The 18,550-nt window shown below is 32.9% G+C and carries 18 protein-coding genes; 8 read left to right on the plus strand and 10 right to left on the minus strand.

What is annotated here, in order from left to right; translation table 11 throughout:
• Window positions 1–21: 21 nt before the first annotated feature.
• Genes ACZ098_RS03620 through ACZ098_RS03630 form a run of 3 tightly spaced genes read right to left on the minus strand, consistent with a single transcriptional unit; the run spans window position 22 to window position 3,843 of the window.
• Window positions 22–1,707 (minus strand): GMC oxidoreductase, encoded by a 1,686-nt coding sequence (locus ACZ098_RS03620; protein ID WP_487310370.1) that lies wholly within the window; start codon window positions 1,705–1,707, stop codon window positions 22–24.
• 30 nt (window positions 1,708–1,737) lie between these two features.
• Window positions 1,738–2,610, minus strand: a complete 873-nt coding sequence (locus ACZ098_RS03625) for a hydroxypyruvate isomerase family protein (RefSeq protein ID WP_487310371.1) — start codon at window positions 2,608–2,610, stop codon at window positions 1,738–1,740.
• Window positions 2,611–2,628: 18 nt separating this feature from the next.
• Entirely contained in the window at window positions 2,629–3,843 is a 1,215-nt protein-coding gene (locus ACZ098_RS03630; RefSeq protein WP_487310372.1) for a nucleoside permease, read from the minus strand.
• A gap of 244 nt (window positions 3,844–4,087) precedes the next feature.
• Here ACZ098_RS03630 and ACZ098_RS03635 point away from each other — a divergent pair, with 244 nt between their 5' ends.
• On the plus strand, window positions 4,088–5,254 hold the full coding sequence (locus ACZ098_RS03635) for a Gfo/Idh/MocA family protein (protein WP_487310373.1): 1,167 nt from the start codon (window positions 4,088–4,090) through the stop codon (window positions 5,252–5,254).
• 128 nt (window positions 5,255–5,382) lie between these two features.
• Window positions 5,383–5,856 carry a 23S rRNA (pseudouridine(1915)-N(3))-methyltransferase RlmH gene (rlmH, locus tag ACZ098_RS03640; protein ID WP_487310374.1) on the plus strand — a complete coding sequence of 158 codons (474 nt, stop codon included), beginning with the start codon at window positions 5,383–5,385 and terminating at the stop codon, window positions 5,854–5,856.
• 6 nt (window positions 5,857–5,862) lie between these two features.
• Here rlmH and folP read toward each other — a convergent pair whose 3' ends face one another.
• Entirely contained in the window at window positions 5,863–6,687 is an 825-nt protein-coding gene (gene folP / locus ACZ098_RS03645) for a dihydropteroate synthase (RefSeq protein WP_487310375.1), read from the minus strand.
• A gap of 104 nt (window positions 6,688–6,791) precedes the next feature.
• Here folP and ACZ098_RS03650 point away from each other — a divergent pair, with 104 nt between their 5' ends.
• The 5 genes from ACZ098_RS03650 to ACZ098_RS03670 all read left to right on the plus strand — a co-directional run bounded on the left by ACZ098_RS03650 (window position 6,792) and on the right by ACZ098_RS03670 (window position 11,386).
• On the plus strand, window positions 6,792–7,334 hold the full coding sequence (locus tag ACZ098_RS03650; protein ID WP_487310376.1) for a DUF1599 domain-containing protein: 543 nt from the start codon (window positions 6,792–6,794) through the stop codon (window positions 7,332–7,334).
• A 151-nt stretch (window positions 7,335–7,485) separates the two neighbouring features.
• Window positions 7,486–8,586 (plus strand): BT_3928 family protein, encoded by a 1,101-nt coding sequence (locus ACZ098_RS03655; protein WP_487310377.1) that lies wholly within the window; start codon window positions 7,486–7,488, stop codon window positions 8,584–8,586.
• A gap of 71 nt (window positions 8,587–8,657) precedes the next feature.
• Window positions 8,658–9,158 (plus strand): TlpA family protein disulfide reductase, encoded by a 501-nt coding sequence (locus tag ACZ098_RS03660; RefSeq protein ID WP_487310378.1) that lies wholly within the window; start codon window positions 8,658–8,660, stop codon window positions 9,156–9,158.
• Window positions 9,159–9,168: 10 nt separating this feature from the next.
• The gene (gene tpiA, locus ACZ098_RS03665) at window positions 9,169–9,921 is read left to right on the plus strand and encodes a triose-phosphate isomerase (RefSeq protein ID WP_487310379.1); all 753 of its coding nucleotides are present in this window, start codon (window positions 9,169–9,171) and stop codon (window positions 9,919–9,921) included.
• Window positions 9,922–10,039: 118 nt separating this feature from the next.
• Window positions 10,040–11,386: a DEAD/DEAH box helicase gene (locus ACZ098_RS03670; RefSeq protein ID WP_487310380.1), complete on the plus strand. Its 1,347-nt coding sequence runs from the start codon at window positions 10,040–10,042 to the stop codon at window positions 11,384–11,386.
• A gap of 48 nt (window positions 11,387–11,434) precedes the next feature.
• Here the strand turns inward: ACZ098_RS03670 and ACZ098_RS03675 are convergent, their stop codons facing one another.
• Both ACZ098_RS03675 and ACZ098_RS03680 read right to left on the minus strand, forming a co-directional pair.
• Complete coding sequence (locus ACZ098_RS03675; RefSeq protein WP_487310381.1) at window positions 11,435–11,665, minus strand: hypothetical protein; 231 nt, start codon at window positions 11,663–11,665, stop codon at window positions 11,435–11,437.
• A 6-nt stretch (window positions 11,666–11,671) separates the two neighbouring features.
• On the minus strand, window positions 11,672–13,075 hold the full coding sequence (locus ACZ098_RS03680; RefSeq protein WP_487310382.1) for an MATE family efflux transporter: 1,404 nt from the start codon (window positions 13,073–13,075) through the stop codon (window positions 11,672–11,674).
• 197 nt (window positions 13,076–13,272) lie between these two features.
• Here ACZ098_RS03680 and ACZ098_RS03685 point away from each other — a divergent pair, with 197 nt between their 5' ends.
• Window positions 13,273–13,782, plus strand: coding sequence for a hypothetical protein (locus ACZ098_RS03685; protein ID WP_487310383.1), 510 nt, complete (start codon window positions 13,273–13,275; stop codon window positions 13,780–13,782).
• Window positions 13,783–13,855: 73 nt separating this feature from the next.
• On the opposite strand, the gene ACZ098_RS03690 is transcribed toward ACZ098_RS03685, so the two are convergent.
• Genes ACZ098_RS03690 through ACZ098_RS03705 form a run of 4 tightly spaced genes read right to left on the minus strand, consistent with a single transcriptional unit; the run spans window position 13,856 to window position 18,545 of the window.
• Entirely contained in the window at window positions 13,856–14,731 is an 876-nt protein-coding gene (locus tag ACZ098_RS03690) for a PPK2 family polyphosphate kinase (protein ID WP_487310384.1), read from the minus strand.
• Between the two features lie 25 nt (window positions 14,732–14,756).
• The gene (rfbB, locus tag ACZ098_RS03695) at window positions 14,757–15,803 is read right to left on the minus strand and encodes a dTDP-glucose 4,6-dehydratase (RefSeq protein WP_487310385.1); all 1,047 of its coding nucleotides are present in this window, start codon (window positions 15,801–15,803) and stop codon (window positions 14,757–14,759) included.
• A gap of 45 nt (window positions 15,804–15,848) precedes the next feature.
• On the minus strand, window positions 15,849–17,126 hold the full coding sequence (locus ACZ098_RS03700) for a nucleotide sugar dehydrogenase (protein WP_487310386.1): 1,278 nt from the start codon (window positions 17,124–17,126) through the stop codon (window positions 15,849–15,851).
• Window positions 17,127–17,153: 27 nt separating this feature from the next.
• A complete protein-coding gene (locus tag ACZ098_RS03705; protein WP_487310387.1) occupies window positions 17,154–18,545 on the minus strand; it encodes a UDP-glucose 6-dehydrogenase in 1,392 nt (463 codons plus the stop codon).
• Window positions 18,546–18,550: the final 5 nt, after the last annotated feature.

An 18,550-nucleotide genomic window follows, 5' to 3' on the forward strand; every position in this document is an offset into this window, starting at 1 on the left:
TTAAAATTAATAATATAGCTTTTATAAATTTCCTGATTTCAATTCATTTACGGCAAAGTTTGCCGCTCTAGCTGTTAACGCCATATAGGTTAACGATGGATTTACGCAACTTGCCGATGTCATACAAGCACCGTCGGTTACGAATACATTAAGACAATCCCAAACCTGATTATTTTTGTTCAGCACTGATGTTTTCGGGTCTAATCCCATTCTTGCAGTTCCCATTTCATGAATACCCATTCCTGGAAAATATTCTGATTCAAAAGTTGTAATATTTTTAGCACCAGCAATTTCCAACATTTCTTTCATGTCGTTTTTCATGTCGATTTTCATTTTCTTTTCATTTTCTTTAATCTCGACATCCATATTTAAAACTGGTAATCCCCATTTGTCCTTTTTTTCTGGATCTAACGATATTTTATTTTCATGGTATGGAAGTATTTCACCAAATGCTGTTGCTCCGATAGTCCAACCACCAGCTGTTCCCATAATATCTTTTAAATCTTTACCAATATTCATTTCGGCTACATGACTTTGCCATCCGCTTCTTGAAGCTCCACCTTGATAACCAAAACCTCTTATGTAATTGCGTTTTTCATCACCTTGCAAGTTTCTGTATCTAGGAATATAAAATCCGTTTGGACGGAAACCATAGTAATAAGAATCTTCATGACCTTCAAATTCTCCTGATGCTCCTACTCTAAAATGGTGATCCATTACATTATGACCCAATTCGCCACTGCTACTTCCTAATCCATCTTTCCAAACATCGGTAGCCGAATTCATTAAAATCCAAGCTGAATTTAATGCTGAAGCACACAGAAATACAATTTTACTAGTAAAAACCATTTCTTTATTGCTTTCAGCATCAATTATGGTTACACCAGATGCTTTTTTAGTAGTTTTATCATAGTTTACTTCTTTCACTATTGAAAAAGGACGAAGTGTAAGATTCCCTGTTTTTACAGCTGCTGGTAACGTAGATGATTGCGTTGAGAAATAACCACCAAACTGACATCCATTCCAACACATATCTCTAAATTGGCAAGGCGTTCTTCCTTCTATTGCTTTAGTAACGTGAGCAACTCTACCAATTATCAATCTACGTTTGTCATTGTAATGCTTTTTGATTTCGCTTGCTACTGTTTTTTCAACAACATTCAATTCCATTGGAGGAAGAAATTGACTATCTGGCAATTGCGGAAGATTTTCAACCGATCCACTCACTCCAATAAATTTTTCTACGTAACTATACCAAGGTTCGATATCTTTATATCGAATAGGCCAATCTATTGCAATTCCATCTTTTACATTGGCTTCAAAATCAAGATCACTCCATCGGTAGGTTTGCCTTCCCCACATTAAAGATCTACCGCCAACATGATATCCTCTAAACCAATCAAAACGCTTGGTTTCAGTATATGGACTATCTTTATCGCTTGCCCAATACGAAAGATTTCTTTCATTTAACGGGTAATCTCTTTTCAATTTAGGATATTCCTCAATCATCTCTCTCGTAGGTCGATAATGACGGTGTGGATATTCCCAAATTGGTTTGTTTTGTTCAGCATAATCTTTTATATGCTCAATATTGTGACCTCTTTCAAGAAGTAAAACCTTCAATCCTTTTTCTGTTAGTTCCTTTGCTGCCCAACCTCCCGAAATTCCAGAGCCAACAACAATTGCGTCATACTGATTATCTGCCATTTTATACTTTTTTAAACTATTAATTAACTTTTATATATCACAAATTTTAATTGCATTCTCTAAAGCTTGTTCTTTATTGGCTGCTAATGCCATAAATTCTTGAGCTACGTAACCTTTGTATCCTGTTGCTAAAATTGCTTTCATGATTGCAGGATAATTTAATTCTTGGGAATCATCAATTTCATGACGTCCTGGAACTCCAGCAGTATGATAATGCCCAAAATACTGATGATTATCTTGTATGGTGTGAATAATATCTCCTTCCATAATTTGCATGTGGTAGATATCATACAACAATTTAAAATTTTCACTTCCTAATGCTTTACACAATTGTATTCCCCAACGTGAAGAATCAGCCATGTAATCTGGGTGATTTACTTTGCTATTAAACAATTCCATCTGAATCACAACGCCGCGCTTGTCAGCCTTTGACATAATTTGTTTTAATCCAGTGACGCAATTTATTAAACCAAGTTCTTCGGACATTCCGTTTCGGTTACCGCTAAAACAAATCAAATTTTTATAACCCGCATCAGCCACTAAATCGATATGTTTAGAATAATTATTTATTAAAATTGGATGGTTTTTAGGATCATTCCAACCTTCTGTAAGACTAATTAATGCTCCAGTACACATTGACGAATCGATTCCATGTTTTTTTAGCGTCGGAAAATCCTTTGGTTCAACTAAATCGATTGCAGAAAAACCTATTTTTTTCACTAATAAACACAGTTCTTCAACTGTTAATTGATCAAAAGTCCAACGGCAAACCGAATGCTTAATATTTCCTTTTAAAGATAAATCGGAAGAAACATTATTTTTATAATTTATTCCAAAATCAAAAGCTTTAGGAATTAATAAACTTCCTAAAGCAAGATTTTTTATGACTTCTCTTCTTTTCATTTATAGCCTTGTTGAAAATTAAGCCTCAGTTGCGACTTTGACTTTTTCTTTAAAGAATACAAAAAACAATAATGCTATTCCAGCAGCAAAAATGCATGGGAATATCCATATACTATTCCAATTATGCGTTGTACCTTCAATATTTTTATCCACAATCATTCCAGCTACATAAAAACCTATATACATTCCAACTCCGTAAGTTGCCAATGTTATTAATCCTTGTGCCGACGAACGAACATTTTCACCAGCTTTTTGATCTGTATAAATTTGACCCGTTACGAAGAAGAAGTCATAACATATTCCATGTAGAATAATTCCAACATACAACATCCATAAATTGTCATCAACGTTTCCGTAGGCAAAAAGTACATATCTTAAAACCCATGCTATCATTCCAATTAAGAGCATTTGTTTCACTCCAAAACGAATAAAGAAAATAGGCATTAATAATAAAAACAATGTTTCTGAAACTTGACCTAATGTCATTTTTGCGGCAGCTTTGTCAAGACCTGCTTCATTAAGAAATTGATTGGCTTGACCGTAATAAAACGCTAGTGGTATACAAATTAATATAGAAGCAATAAAAAATACCAAATAATTTTTATCAGCCAAAACCTTCAATGCATCAAGCCCTAATGTTTCGGCTACGCTAACTTTTTTCCCAGCTTTTGGTGGTGGAGTATTTGGTAAAAAGAAACAATAAATACCAAAGAAAACCGATACAACACTAGCAATTAGAAATGTAATATTTAAAGATTTTGGAGATGCTTCCCATGCCATCCAACCTATTGTAAGTCCAGATGCTATCCAACCAATTGTTCCCCAAACACGAATTCCAGCAAAATCTTTTTGTGCGTCATTTACTTGATTCAGCGATATAGAATTTACCAACGCAAGTGTTGGCATAAAGAGAATCATGTAGAATAACAATAAAGTATAAAATGAATCAAAATTAGTTTGCGATGAAATCAAATACAACAAACCAGCTCCAATAAGATGCAAAACTCCTAAAATCTTTTGGGCTGCAAAAAATTTATCAGCAATCATTCCCACAATAAATGGTGCAATTATAGCTCCTAAACATTGTGTTCCGTATGCCAAACCAGTTTGTGAACCTGAAGCACCAATATCACCTTTGGTTAAAAAAGTTCCCATAGTTACAAACCATATTCCCCAAATAAAATAATTTAGAAACATCATGGATGACAACTTAATTTTTGTGTTTAATTTCATGTTTTTAATTCAAATTAATAGTAAAATTGCTAAGATTTATGAAAAAATAAGTCCTAATATTTTTTAATAATGTATCAAACTTACAAATTAATTTCATTTAATGTAAAAAAATAATTGGTAATTTTTTATAAAAAATAATAATTGCTTCATTTTCAAGCAATAAATAATATATAATGATAAAAATTGTTGTAAACTTTATTTTTTTTATGCAAGTTTGTATCAATAATATAGAAAACAACGATTTATGAATAGCAGAAAACTTAGAATGGGTATGATTGGCGGTGGTCGTGGCGCATTTATTGGAGCAATTCACCGACATGCTTTATGGATGGATGGAATGATTGAAATTAAATGTGGCGCATTAAGCATTGATCCCGAATTAGCTCAATTATCTGGTGAAGATTTATTTTTAGATAAAAGTAGAATATATCTTAATTATGAAGATATGTTAACTAAAGAAGCCGCTTTACCTGAACATGAAAAAATTGACTTTGTAACTATTGTAACTCCAAATTTTGCTCATTTTGAACCAGCAATGTTGGCACTAGAAAAAGGATTTCACGTGGTTTTAGAAAAACCAATGACTTTAACTTACGAACAAGCACTACAATTACAGGCCAAAGTAAAAGAAACTGGAAAGAGACTTTGTTTAACCCATACCTACTCAGGTTATCCGATGGTTAAACAAGCGAAAGCTATGGTAAAAAACGGCGACTTAGGAACTATTAGAAAAATTTGGGTAGAATACCCGCAAGGATGGCTATCAAAATTGTCCGAAAGAGAAGGAAATGCACAAGCTGCTTGGAGAACAGATCCGAATAAAAGCGGAAAAAGCGGTTCTATGGGTGATATCGGAACTCACGCTGCACATTTAGCTGAATACATTTCTGGTTTGCAAATCACCGAACTTTGCGCTGATTTACAAATAAAAGTGGAAGGAAGAATGCTAGATGATGATGGTAATGTTCTCCTACGTTTTAATAATGGAGCAAGTGGCGTCTTGACGGCTTCTCAAGTTGCAGCTGGTGAAGAAAATGCCCTTAAAATAAGAATTTACGGAGAAAAAGGCGGATTAGAATGGAACCAAATGGAACCAAACACTCTTTTATTAAAGTGGCTTGATGCTCCAACTCAAATTTTACGAGCAGGTGGAAATTATGCAAATCTTAGTCCGTTTATGACATCTAATTGTAGAACACCTGGCGGACATCCAGAAGGATATTTAGAAGCTTTTGCTAATATTTATAAAAACTTTGCAAATACATTATTATCTGATTTAAATGATGAAAAACCTAGCGAAATTATGTTGGATTTCCCTAACGAAGACGATGGAGTGCGCGGTATGGCTTTCATTGAAAACGTAGTCAACTCATCGCAATCGGACAGCAAGTGGTATCCATTTAAAATGTAAATCAAAAAAAATAATGGCTTCCTCCAAATTATCACTTAATTAATTTGGAGGTTGCTTTTTAAAATTGATTTTTATTTAATAATCTTTTAAATCAGAAAATAGTAATTTTGACCCATAAATTCAAAATTATGAATATCAAATTACTTGCAATTGGTAAAACTGATAACAAAAATCTTCAGACACTTATAGAGGAATATACAAAGCGCTTGTCTTTTTATATCAAGTTTGATTTAGAAATTATTCCCGACATTAAAAATGTCAAAAATTTATCTGAAAGTCAGCAAAAAGAAAAAGAAGGTACATTAATACTATCAAAACTTACTCCAACAGACCAGTTGATATTGTTAGATGAAAATGGAAAATCATTTTCAAGTATTGGATTTTCAGAATTTTTACAAAAAAAAATGAATACTGGTGTAAAGACATTAGTCTTTGTAATTGGCGGACCTTATGGTTTTAGTGACGAAGTTTATCAAAAAGCAAACAGCAAAATTTCTTTATCTGAAATGACTTTTTCACATCAAATGGTGCGACTTTTTTTTATAGAACAAGTGTATCGATCTTTTACAATTTTAAAGAACGAACCGTATCATCATCAATAAAATTGATTATTTTTTCAGCATCTCAAATAATTTCACACATTCAACCGCTTTCTTAACATCGTGAACTCGCAAAAGGTTTGCACCTTTTTGTAAAGCAATTGCATTTAAAAATGTAGTACCATTCAACGCATTTTCTGCAGTTGTTTCTAAGGTTTTATAAATCATTGATTTTCTTGAAATCCCAACTAAAAGTGGCAATTCTAACATTTTAAATAATTCCAATTGTTGCATTATTTCAAAATTTTGCGCCAAAGTTTTAGCAAAACCAAAACCAGGATCAATAATACAATCGTTAATTCCAAAACCTCGTGCTTGCGCTATTTTTTCAGAAAAATAAAATAGCATTTCTTTAATAACATTTTCGTAATTTGTCAAGGTTTGCATGGTTTGTGGCGTGCCTTTCATATGCATCATAATGTAAGGAACTTGAAGTTTGGCAACTGTAGGCATCATTAATTCATCTAAACTTCCGGCCGAAATATCATTAATAATGTGCGCGCCACATTCAATTGCTTGTAAAGCCACTTTACTTCTAAACGTATCTACAGACAAGAACATTTCGGGAAAATTATTAGTAATAAGTTGCACTACTGGTAAAATTCTTGACAATTCTTCTTCTTCTGCAACAAAGTTTGCATTGGGTTTGCTAGAATATGCACCAACATCGATAAATGTTGCTCCGTCACGAGACATTTTTTCGACCTGAGAAAGAATCTCGGTTTCATTCTTATATTTTCCACCATCGTAAAAAGAATCGGGTGTACAATTCAAAATCCCCATTACTTTTGGAGTAGTAAAATCAATTAGACTTCCGTTGCAATTTATTGTCATTTTAAGGTCTTTACATTTTCAAGTTTTGACTTTCGACTTATTTCACTACTTTTGACGCACTGCATGTGTGTAGAAAAAAAAGAATCATACAAATATATTATTTAATGAAGAATACTTCACAAGAATACGATAAAGTAATTGGTATTTGCCGAGATTTATTTGTAAAAAAAATGACCGATTATGGTAGTGCTTGGCGCATACTTCGCTTGCCATCATTAACAGATCAAATTTATATAAAAGCACAGCGAATTAGAAGTTTGCAAGAAAATGAGGTTAGAAAAGTTAATGAAGATGAAACTGGCGAATTTATTGGCATTATCAATTATTGCATCATGGCACTAATTCAAATTGACAACGGAATTGCCGATCAGCCCGATTTAGATGTCAAACAAGCGACCAATTTTTATGATGAAAAGGTAACGTTGACCAAAGAATTAATGGAAGCAAAAAACCACGATTATGGCGAAGCTTGGCGTGAAATGCGCGTTAGTTCATTGACTGATTTGATATTGCAAAAACTACTTCGTGTAAAACAAATTGAAGATAACAAAGGTAAAACTTTGGTTTCGGAAGGTATTGATGCCAATTATCAAGACATGATAAATTATTCGGTTTTCGCATTGATATTGATGAAATTTGGTCAATAACAATTCATTAACAACCTAATTTTATAAAATAAAATACCTTTGAAAAATTCATTAAATATCTATTTTATAAATAAAAATAAGTTTACAATTTAAACAATTCGAAGTTTTTTCGATTAATTTAAAAGTACCATAAAAATCATATTTTAAGAACATGAAAAATAGCATTACTCAATTTTCAAGAATATTTGTTGGCCTTTTATTCATCATTTCAGGTTTAATTAAACTCAATGATCCAGTTGGATTTTCTTATAAACTTGCCGAATATTTTGGCGAACCGGTTTTAAATTTACCATTTCTTGTTCCCTATGCATTAGCGCTTGCTGTGTTTATTGTAATTTTTGAAACCGTACTTGGATTCATGCTGCTTATTGGTTTTAAAACCAAATTCACCATTTGGAGTTTACTCTTAATGATTGTATTCTTTACATTCCTAACCTTTTATTCTGCCTATTTCAATAAAGTTACCGATTGTGGTTGCTTTGGCGACGCATTAAAATTAACGCCATGGGAATCCTTTTCTAAAGATGTTGTATTGCTGTTTTTTATCTTGATTTTGTTTTTCAATAAAAACCTTATCAAACCGCTATTTAGCAACAAAATTCAAAATATTTTAACTTTAGTAAGTATCTTTTTATGTGCATTTATGGGATATTGGGTTTTAAATCATTTACCATTGAAAGATTTTAGAGCTTATAAAATTGGAACCAACATTCAAAAAGGAATGGAAATTCCCGAAGGTGCGCCTAAAAGTGTTACCGAAATGACCTTTATCTACAAAGTAAATGGTGTCGATAAAGAATTCAAAGAAGCTGATTTAATGAATATTCCTGAAGGAGCAACATTTGTAGATCGAATTGATAAAGTACTAAAAGAAGGTTATGTACCACCAATTCACGATTTTTCGATGGAACTAAATGGTTCTGATTATAAAGAAGAGTTATTAGTTGAACCAAAATTGATGGTTTTTGTAATGTATGATGTTGACAAAGCCGAAAAAACTGGATTAGAAAAACTTGAAAAGCTCGCAACCGAAGCGAAGTCAAAAGGATATAAAGTTATTGCAATGTCAGGAAGTGTAGGCGATGCAATAGAAAAATTAAAAAAACAATACCGTTTTACATTTGATTTTTATTTTTGCGACGCTACAACTTTAAAAACAATTGAAAGAGCCAATCCAAGCATCGTAATTTTAGAAAAAGGAACAATTACGCAAAAAGTACATTATAACGACAGCGACAAGCTGAAATTATAATTGAAAATAAATTATGAAATGTTTGTGAAAACAAGTTAATGCATTTTGTAAATTTGATAAAAAGAAAAAAAATGAAAAAAGCACTCTTAGTTTTAGCAATAGCTATGGCGTCAATATCTTGCAGTAACGCTCAAAAAACCGAATTTTCTAAAGAAGCTTTAGCTGGAAAACTGACTACATTAGAAGGTAAGGAAGTAACTCTAGAATCGGTTATTAACGATAACATAGGAAAAACCATTTTAATAGAAGTTTGGGCTTCTTGGTGTGGCGATTGTGTAAAAGCAATGCCTAAAGTAAAAGAATTACAAGCCAACAATCCTAATGTAACCTATGTTTTTATATCTATGGATAAAGCTGCAGACAAATGGAAAACAGGTATTGAAAAGCACGACCTAGTTGGACAACACTTTTGGGTAAATGACAAAGATGGAATGAAAGGTAGCTTCGGAAAATCGATTGATTTGGATTGGATTCCGAGGTATATTGTAATCGATAAAAAAGGAAAAATAGCACTTTACAGAGCAATTGAAACCGATTTTGAAAAAATAAACGCAGAATTAATTAAAAACTAAAGCAAATATAATGAGACATAAAATTGTTGCCGGCAACTGGAAAATGAATAAAAACAGTGAAGAAACTGAAGATTTATTGAACGAATTAATCGATAAATTACCAACTGATAAAGAGGTTCAAATTATAGTTGCACCAACATTTATCAATTTGGCATCAGCAGTAGATCATTTAGAATTTACCAACATTGGTGTTGCAGCACAAAATATGCATCAAAATGAAAATGGCGCTTACACTGGAGAAGTTTCGGCAGATATGCTAAAAAGTGTTGGTGTAAACACTATTATTTTAGGACATTCTGAACGCAGAGCTATCTTTCATGAAAGCGATGCTTTAATAGCCGAGAAAGTAAACACAGCTTTGAAACACGAAATGACCGTAATCTTCTGTTTTGGTGAAGAGTTAAAAGACCGTCAAAACGAGCAGCATTTTAATGTAGTTGAAAACCAATTGCGCGATGGCCTGTTTCATATAAAAAATGAAAATTGGACAAATGTTATTTTGGCTTACGAACCAGTTTGGGCTATTGGTACAGGCGAAACCGCTTCGCCAGAACAAGCACAAGAAATGCATGCGTTTATTAGAGAAACCGTAAGACACACTTTTGGAAGTGCTATTGCCGAAGAGGTTTCTATACTTTATGGCGGTAGCGTAAAACCAGACAATGCCAAAGAAATTTTTGGAAAACCAGATGTTGATGGTGGTTTGATTGGTGGCGCAGCCTTGAAAGCTGATGATTTTGTGGCGATTGTAAATGCAATCTAATTTTAGAAAAAATACAATTTTAAAATCCTCAATTGCTGCTGTAATTGGGGATTTTTTTAGTATAAAAGCGGTCATTTTTACCAAAAAAATATTACGTACCTTTGCAAAAAATTAAGCAATGAGTACTTTTGAACAATTCAACCTTCCAAAATCATTACAAAAAGCAGTTGATGCTTTAGGATTAACCACACCTACTCCAATTCAGGAAAAATCTTTTTCTGCAATTATGTCAGGTCGAGATGTAATGGGAATTGCTCAAACTGGTACCGGAAAAACTTTGGCTTACCTATTACCCGTTTTAAAACAATGGAAATTTGTGGCTACTGATACGCCACGAGTTGTATTATTGGTTCCAACACGAGAACTGGTAGTTCAAATTGTAGATGTTATTGAGAGTTTGACACAATTTATGTCGGTAAGAACCTTAGGTATTTATGGTGGTGTAAACATCAATACGCAAAAAAAAGCTGTTTATACTGGTATCGACATTCTTGTTGGAACTCCGGGTAGAACAATGGATTTGGCATTAGACAATGTCATTCGCTTTGACTCACTTCAAAAGTTAATCATCGACGAGTTTGACGAAATATTAAATTTAGGATTTAGATTTCAGGTAACATCATTATTAACAATGATGAAAAACAAACGTCAAAACATACTTTTTTCGGCAACAATGACTGACGAAGTGGATGCGCTTCTAGACGAATATTTTGAATTTCCAGAAGAAATTACGCTGTCTCCATCAGGAACACCACTAGAAAAAATTGAACAATTAGGATATTACATACCCAATTTTCTTACCAAAATAAACTTGCTGCACCACCTTTTGTCTACTGATGAAACTACAAGTAGGGTTTTGATATTTGCTAATAATAAGAAAACAGTAGATTTAATTGCCAATAGTATCGAAGAGAATTTTCCCGATCAGTTTGGAGTAATACATTCCAACAAATCTCAAAATTATCGTTTGAACACTATGGCATCGTTTCAGGCTGGAGAAATACGCGGCATAATTACAACCGATGTAATGGCGCGTGGATTGGATATTTCAGATGTTACTCATGTTATTAATTTTGAATTTACTGATATTCCAGAACAATACATACACCGAATTGGTAGAACTGGACGTGCAGACAAATCAGGTATTGCCATAAGTTTTATAAGCCCAAGTGAAGAAGAAATTCAAATTGAAGCCGAAGTACTGATGGAAAAAGAAATAAAATTTTTAGACTTTCCAGAAGAAGTTGAAGTTGCCACAAGATTATTAGAATTTGAAAAAGACAGGAAAAAAGTTAAACAACTTTTAAAACGTCCTAAAAAAGAAGGCGGCGAGGCATTTCATGAAAAATCTGAGAAAAATAAAAAAGTAAATCTTGGTGGACCAGCTAAAACCAAACCAAGAAAAACAGCTTCTAGAAATCGTGGTGTAGAACGAACTAGAGATGCAAAGAAAAAGAAAAAATAAGATTTAAAAAAAAATCCGAAACTAACTCAAAGTAGTTTCGGATTTTTTTTATTCTGCATCGTATCGTGCAATTTCTCTGTCGTAAAAGTCATTCGCTTGCGTAATTAAACTCTCCATTTCAGCTTTTAATTCTGCTTCATCAAGATCTTCGTCTTCTTCCATAAATTCAACCTCATCATCTTTAAGATTGATTATAAATCGAGGATAATCTAGGTGGATGATGAAAATATCATCAGGAAAATCGGTGTTGTCACCCAAAACAAATTTTGGTAATTCCATAGTATATTATTTTAAGATTTCTGAAGCATCGTTAGAAATCGAGTTAGTATTTAATTTTTTAGTTAGATAATGAAAGCGAATATACAAAAAAACTGCGGCAGCGGTTAATCCTGCCAAAAGTCCGATCCAGACGCCAACTGCTTTTAGATTGGTATATTCTCCTAGGTAATAGGATATCGGAAAACCAATAACCCAATAGGCTACGAAAGTAATATACATTGGAATTTTCACATCTTGTAAACCTCTTAATGCGCCAAGTACTACAACTTGTATACCATCTGAAATTTGAAAAACAGCCGCAACCAAAAGTAATTTTGCAGCAATTGACACTACTTCTTTATTGTCTAAAAGTTGCATTTGATTTTCCATATTTAAGAAAATGTAAGGCAATGCATTATGAAAGACAACAAACAGAATAGCAAATACAATTTCGATCAAAATTGCTAATAAAAAAATTGATCTGGCAACTATTATAAGTTGTTTGTAATCGTTTAAACCTTTTTGATGGCTAATTCGAATCATGGAAACAACGCTTAATCCCATTGCAAACATAAAGGTCATAGACGCTAAACTTAGCGCTATTTGATTTGCCGCTTGACTTGTTTTTCCGATATTTCCACACAACCAAATTGCTGCTGTAAACAAAACGACTTCAAAAAGCATTTGCATGGCTGAAGGAAATCCGAGATTTACAATTTTTTTAATTACTGATTTTTTTATTTCATCAAAACTAAAATTCTTGAAATACGGTCTTAATTTTGAATGATTTATCAAAATAAAATGCATAAAAACAACCATCGCAATTCTAGAAATTACTGTTCCTAAACCTGCGCCAAGAATTCCCATTTTTGGAAAAATCCATATCCCATAAATGAGCCAATAGTTTACTACAACATGCACAACATTAGCCATAATAATTGCATACATGGAATATTTAGTCATAGAAAGTCCGTCGGCAAACTGTTTATAACCTTGATATATTATTAACGGCACGAGTGAAAAGGCTACCCAATCTAAATAAGGTTTGGCCAAAACGATTACCTCTTTTGGTTGATGCAGCAGTTCCATTATTGGTTTGGCTAAAACTACAAGTAAAAATAATGCAATCCCTAAAAGAATGCACAAAAACAATCCATGATGAAAAGCCGAACGAATTTTGGCATCGTCTTTTTCGGCATCCGCTTCGGCAACAATCGGTGTTATTGCTGTTGAAAATCCTATACCAATAGACATTGCTATAAAAATCATACTATTTCCTAAAGATACGGCTGCAAGTTCAGTAGCGCCGAGCTTTCCTACCATTATATTGTCTACAATAGCAATTAGTGTATGCCCAACCATCCCTAGAATAACTGGATATGCAAGTTTTAAATTATACGAAAACTCTTTAATATATAAGGATAAATTCAACTGTATTATTTTAAGAAATGCAAAGATACTCGAAGCAATTGATTGAAAATAATATTTGATAAAATTATATTAAAGTGAAAAACAAAAATTATATAACAATTGAAAAAAATTCTGTAACACCGTACTCTGAGTGACTCTATATCTTTGTAAAAGTTATTTGAAACAACAAATAGCTGTAAAACTTTAAAATTATATTTATGCTTATTACAAAAAAAATCAAATTTGCACTTGCACTTACAGTTTCGTTCTTTTTAACAAACTCATTTGCACAAGAAGTTAAAGAACCTAATTACGATCAAGGTTTTAAATTAGGATTTGGTATTAATGGTGGTCTTCCAACAGACAATGCTTACGATTTTTCAGTAGGTGGAGATGTTAGATTACAATACAATTTATCACTAAAAACATCTGTAACTTTAACTACAGGTTTTACCAATTTATTTATTGGTGATAATGTTAAAGACTTAGGATTTATTCCAGCAAAAGCAGGTTTTAAAGCATTCGTTTTTGAAGACAGATTTTATGTTCTAGGAGAACTTGGTGCTGGTTTCGCTGTTACAAATGGTTACAATGATACTACATTTTTATGGGCTCCAGGAATTGGTTATGCCAACAAAAACTTTGATTTAAGTTTACGTTACGAAGATTATAACGAGTTCAAAACAAATCAAATCGCTTTGCGATTGGCATATGGTTTTGATCTATAACGATAGGGTTAAGTAAATTGGTTGGTAAGGCGCTTAAGATTAATTTCTTGGCGCCTTGCTTTTTTTTATTATTTTATTCTTTAAGCATGTTTTTATACAACTCGATATTGGATTTTACTTTTTCGTCCAATTCTGGCTCCTCAATATCGGTGAGCTTTTTCATTTCTTCCAATATAATAGTTGCACCAAGATAACGTGCCATTTCTTTATCATCGGCTGGAATTACATACCAAGGTGCATCAGAAGTCGAAGTTCTATTTATTGCTTCTTCATAATACTTCATGTAATCGTCCCAAAGTTCACGCTCTTTCAAATCTCCAACAGAAAATTTCCAGTTATCTTCTCCATTTTCTAATCTTTTTAATAGGCGTAATCGTTGTTCTTCTTTACTCATGTGAAAGTAAAACTTCAAAACTGTGATTCCGTTTTCAGAAATATGTTTTTCAAAATTTATGATCTGCTGCATTCTTTTCTCCCAAAATGGAGGCGTTATATCCTCAACTTTTTCAATTCCTGGCAAATTTTCATTCAGAATATATTCAGGATGTACTCTTGTAACCAATACATTCTCATAATGCGTACGATTAAAAACAGCAAATTTTCCTTTTTCAGGTAATGCCAAATAATGACGCCATAAGTAATCGTGTTCCAACTCGGTACTATTTGGAGTTTTAAAACTATGTACCACAACACCTCGCGAATTAAATTGCTTAAATACTTCTCTAATAAAACTGTCTTTGCCTGAAGTATCCATTCCTTGAAGGCAAATCAGTATGGCATGCCTGTTATGGGCATACATTTTATCTTGTATTTTACTAAGTTTTCCTTGAAGTTTTTCTAACTTTTTTTCTAATTTTTCACTTGATGCATCGGCATTTATTCGAGTAGGTTTTTCAGATAAACTGATGTCTTTTACAACTTTGAAATCATTAAAATCGATACCATCCATAGTGAAAAAATTAAGTGTTTAAAAATCAGTTGTATTGTTTGTCGTAATAATTTTGATAAGCTCCAGAAGTAACATTTTTAAGCCATTGCTCGTTAGCTAGATACCATGTAATCGTTTTTTCTAAACCTTCTTCAAAAGTTACCGATGGTTTCCAACCCAACTCTTTATTAATTTTAGATGCATCGATAGCATATCTTAAATCATGTCCTGGACGATCTTTTACATAAGTAATCAATTTTTCTGAAGTTCCAACTTCACGACCTAGTTTTTCGTCCATTTGCTTGCAAAGAAGTTTTACTAAATCAATGTTTTGCCATTCGTTAAAACCACCAATATTATAGGTTTCGTGATTTTTTCCTTCGTGATAAACTAAATCAATAGCTACAGCGTGATCTTCTACAAATAGCCAATCACGTGTATATTTACCATCGCCATAAACTGGAAGTGGTTTATTATTGATAATATTATTGATGAAAAGAGGAATTAATTTTTCAGGAAAATGATAGGTTCCGTAATTATTTGAACAATTCGTTATCACGTAAGGCAAACCATAAGTTTCGCCGTAAGCTCTTACAAAGTGATCAGAGCTTGCTTTTGATGCCGAATAAGGCGAATTGGGATCGTAAGAAGTTGTTTCAGTAAAAAGACCGGTTGCACCCAATGATCCATAAACCTCATCTGTTGAAATATGATAGAAACGTTTTCCCTCCGAATTGTCTTTCCAAATAGTTTTGGCAGCATTTAATAAATTCATCGTTCCGATAACATTTGTTTTCACAAAACTCAACGGATCGGTAATTGATCGATCAACATGAGATTCTGCAGCAAGATGAACAACGCCATCAAACTGATGCTCTTGAAATAAATTATTTATAAAATCGGCATCTACAATATCACCTTTAATAAAAGTATAATTAGATTGGGTTTCTATATCGGCAATATTTTCAAGATTTCCGGCATAAGTAAGCGCATCAAGATTTACTATTTGATAAGTTGGATATTTGGTTACAAAACGTCTTACAACATGCGACCCAATAAAACCTGCACCACCAGTAATAAGGATTTTCTTCATCTTAAGTAGTTTAAAAAGTTTTTACTTTTTATTAATATTTTTTTATTATAATTTACCATCTACAGAACACTTCAAAACACCTTTAACATCGTAAAGTACCGAATTTTCTCTTAATAATGGATTTAAATCTAGCGTTAAAAATTCTTCATGAGCTACTCCTAATACAACGGTATCAAAATTTTCTTTTGGAAAAGACTTGGTTGTAATCAATCCATATTCGTGAGCTACTTCTTCTGGATTTGCCCATGGATCGTAAATAGTAACCTCAATTCCGTAATCAGATAGTGATTTTATCACATCAACAATTTTGGTATTTCGAACATCTGGACAATTCTCTTTAAAAGTAATTCCCAACATTAATAATTTAGAATAATTAACGGGTATTTGTTTTTTAATCATGAGCTTTACAATTCGTGCAGCAACATATTCGCCCATACTATCGTTTAAACGTCTTCCGGCAAGAATTATTTCGGGATGATAACCCGCTTCTTGTGCTTTTTGGGCAAGGTAATAGGGATCAACGCCAATACAATGACCGCCAACAAGTCCGGGTTTGAAATTTAAAAAGTTCCATTTAGTTCCCGCAGCTTCAAGTACAGCTTGCGTATCGATATCTAAAATGTTAAAAATTTTAGCCAGTTCATTTACAAATGCAATGTTGATATCGCGTTGCGAATTTTCAATCACTTTCGCAGCTTCAGCGACTTTTATAGAAGGAGCTAAATGAGTTCCTGCGGTAATTACTGAACTGTATAAATTGTTGACTTTTACACCAATTTCGGGAGTTGAACCTGCTGTTATTTTTAAAATTTTGTCAACTGTATGTTGTTTATCGCCAGGATTGATTCGTTCTGGAGAATATCCTGCAAAAAAATCTATATTGTATTGTAAACCACTTATTTTTTCTAAAACTGGTACACATTCGTCTTCAGTAAGCCCAGGATATACTGTAGATTCATAGATAACGATATCACCTTTTTTCAAAACTTTACCAACCGTTTTACTTGACTTATATAATGGAGTTAAATCGGGACGATTATTTTTATCTATTGGTGTTGGTACGGTGATGATGTAATAATTACACGATTTTAAATCTTCTAAATCTGTAGTGCAATAAAGTCCATTTTTTTCAAGAGGTTTTTCAACAAGCACATCTTGTAATAATTCTTGGCTTATTTCTAATGTATAATCGTTTCCTGCAATAAGTTGATCTACTCGTTTTTGATTAATATCAAATCCTACAACTGGATATTTTGTTGCAAATAATCGTGCAAGTGGCAAACCTACATATCCTAAACCTATTATACCAATTTTTATATCCATTAGAACTGCTTGTGTATATTTTTAAAACTATGATCCGATAGCGTGAAATTGGAAACCTATCTTTTTTAATTTTTCTCCATCTAATAGATTTCTTCCATCAAAAATAAAAGCGGGTTTAAGCATCGAATCGTAAATTCTTTGCCAATCATATTCTTTAAATTCATCCCATTCGGTCAAAATTGCAATAGCATGTGCGTTGGTGCAAGCTTCGTATGCATTTTCGAAAGAAGTTATGTATTTTTCATTTTTCTCTTCGCTTCGACTTTCTAAATAATTTAAGTCGGATAGTATTTGATCATGAGAAACTTTAGGATCGTAAACAGCTATTTTTGCCTGTTCATTTATCAAGTCATCAGCTACATAAATTGCAGCCGATTCTCTGGTATCGTTGGTGTCTTTCTTAAAAGCCCAACCTAAAAATGCTATTTTTTTATCGGCAATTGTATTGTATAAAGTTGTAACAATTTTTTTTCCAAAACGTCTTTTTTGATGATCGTTCATAATGATTACTTGTTCCCAATAATCGGCAACAGCGTTTAAACCAAACGATTTAGCGATGTACACTAAATTCAAAATGTCTTTTTGAAAACACGAACCACCAAATCCGACTGAAGCTTTTAAAAATTTTGCACCAATCCTACTGTCCATTCCAATTGCTTTAGCAACTTCAGTGACATCAGCGCCAGTTTTTTCACAAAGTTCAGACATTGCGTTTATCGAAGAAACGCGTTGTGCTAAAAATGCATTAGCTGTAAGTTTTGAAAGTTCGGAAGACCACACATTGGTTTTTAATATTCTGTCGGTGCTTACCCAATTGGCATAAATATCGGCAAGCTGTTGAATTGCCTTTTGACCTTCTGGAGTTGTATCACCACCAATTAAAACTCGGTCTGGAGCTAATAAATCTTCAACTGCAGTACCTTCGGCAAGAAATTCTGGATTAGAAAGAATCTGAAATTGAACACCATTTCCAGTATTATCAAGTATATTTTTGATTGCTTCTGCAGTTCTTACAGGAAGAGTTGATTTCTCAACTACAATTTTATCGTTTTTAGAAACCCTTGCAATTTGTCTTGCACAAAGTTCGATATATTTTAAATCTGCTGCCATTCCTTTTCCAGAACCATAAGTTTTGGTTGGAGTATTAACCGAAATAAAAATAAGTTGTGCTTCATCGATTGCTTTATCAACCTCTGTAGAAAAAAACAAGTTTTTTCCTCTAGATTGTTTTACAATTTCTCCTAATCCTGGTTCATAAACAGGTATATTATTTACATCCTCATCATTCCATTTGGCAATTCTATCCGAATTCAAATCGACAACAGTAACTTTAATATGTGGACACTTTTGAGCAATAACTGCCATTGTTGGTCCGCCAACGTAACCTGCTCCAATACAACAAATATTTGTAATTTTCATGCTTT

Source organism: Flavobacterium sp. SP2 (assembly GCF_057626655.1).

Excerpts from the sequence above, each read along its gene's own strand:
- ACZ098_RS03670 (WP_487310380.1), top strand. The coding sequence starts at position 10,040 with ATGAGTACTTTTGAACAATTCAACCTTCCAAAATCATTACAAAAAGCA.
- ACZ098_RS03685 (WP_487310383.1), top strand. The coding sequence starts at position 13,273 with ATGCTTATTACAAAAAAAATCAAATTTGCACTTGCACTTACAGTTTCG.
- ACZ098_RS03675 (WP_487310381.1), bottom strand. The coding sequence starts at position 11,665 with ATGGAATTACCAAAATTTGTTTTGGGTGACAACACCGATTTTCCTGAT.
- ACZ098_RS03660 (WP_487310378.1), top strand. The coding sequence starts at position 8,658 with ATGAAAAAAGCACTCTTAGTTTTAGCAATAGCTATGGCGTCAATATCT.
- ACZ098_RS03700 (WP_487310386.1), bottom strand. The coding sequence starts at position 17,126 with ATGGATATAAAAATTGGTATAATAGGTTTAGGATATGTAGGTTTGCCA.
- rlmH (WP_487310374.1), top strand. The coding sequence starts at position 5,383 with ATGAATATCAAATTACTTGCAATTGGTAAAACTGATAACAAAAATCTT.
- ACZ098_RS03655 (WP_487310377.1), top strand. The coding sequence starts at position 7,486 with ATGAAAAATAGCATTACTCAATTTTCAAGAATATTTGTTGGCCTTTTA.
- ACZ098_RS03690 (WP_487310384.1), bottom strand. The coding sequence starts at position 14,731 with ATGGATGGTATCGATTTTAATGATTTCAAAGTTGTAAAAGACATCAGT.
- folP (WP_487310375.1), bottom strand. The coding sequence starts at position 6,687 with ATGACAATAAATTGCAACGGAAGTCTAATTGATTTTACTACTCCAAAA.
- rfbB (WP_487310385.1), bottom strand. The coding sequence starts at position 15,803 with ATGAAGAAAATCCTTATTACTGGTGGTGCAGGTTTTATTGGGTCGCAT.
- tpiA (WP_487310379.1), top strand. The coding sequence starts at position 9,169 with ATGAGACATAAAATTGTTGCCGGCAACTGGAAAATGAATAAAAACAGT.
- ACZ098_RS03635 (WP_487310373.1), top strand. The coding sequence starts at position 4,088 with ATGAATAGCAGAAAACTTAGAATGGGTATGATTGGCGGTGGTCGTGGC.
- ACZ098_RS03705 (WP_487310387.1), bottom strand. The coding sequence starts at position 18,545 with ATGAAAATTACAAATATTTGTTGTATTGGAGCAGGTTACGTTGGCGGA.
- ACZ098_RS03630 (WP_487310372.1), bottom strand. The coding sequence starts at position 3,843 with ATGAAATTAAACACAAAAATTAAGTTGTCATCCATGATGTTTCTAAAT.
- ACZ098_RS03620 (WP_487310370.1), bottom strand. The coding sequence starts at position 1,707 with ATGGCAGATAATCAGTATGACGCAATTGTTGTTGGCTCTGGAATTTCG.
- ACZ098_RS03625 (WP_487310371.1), bottom strand. The coding sequence starts at position 2,610 with ATGAAAAGAAGAGAAGTCATAAAAAATCTTGCTTTAGGAAGTTTATTA.
- ACZ098_RS03650 (WP_487310376.1), top strand. The coding sequence starts at position 6,792 with ATGAAGAATACTTCACAAGAATACGATAAAGTAATTGGTATTTGCCGA.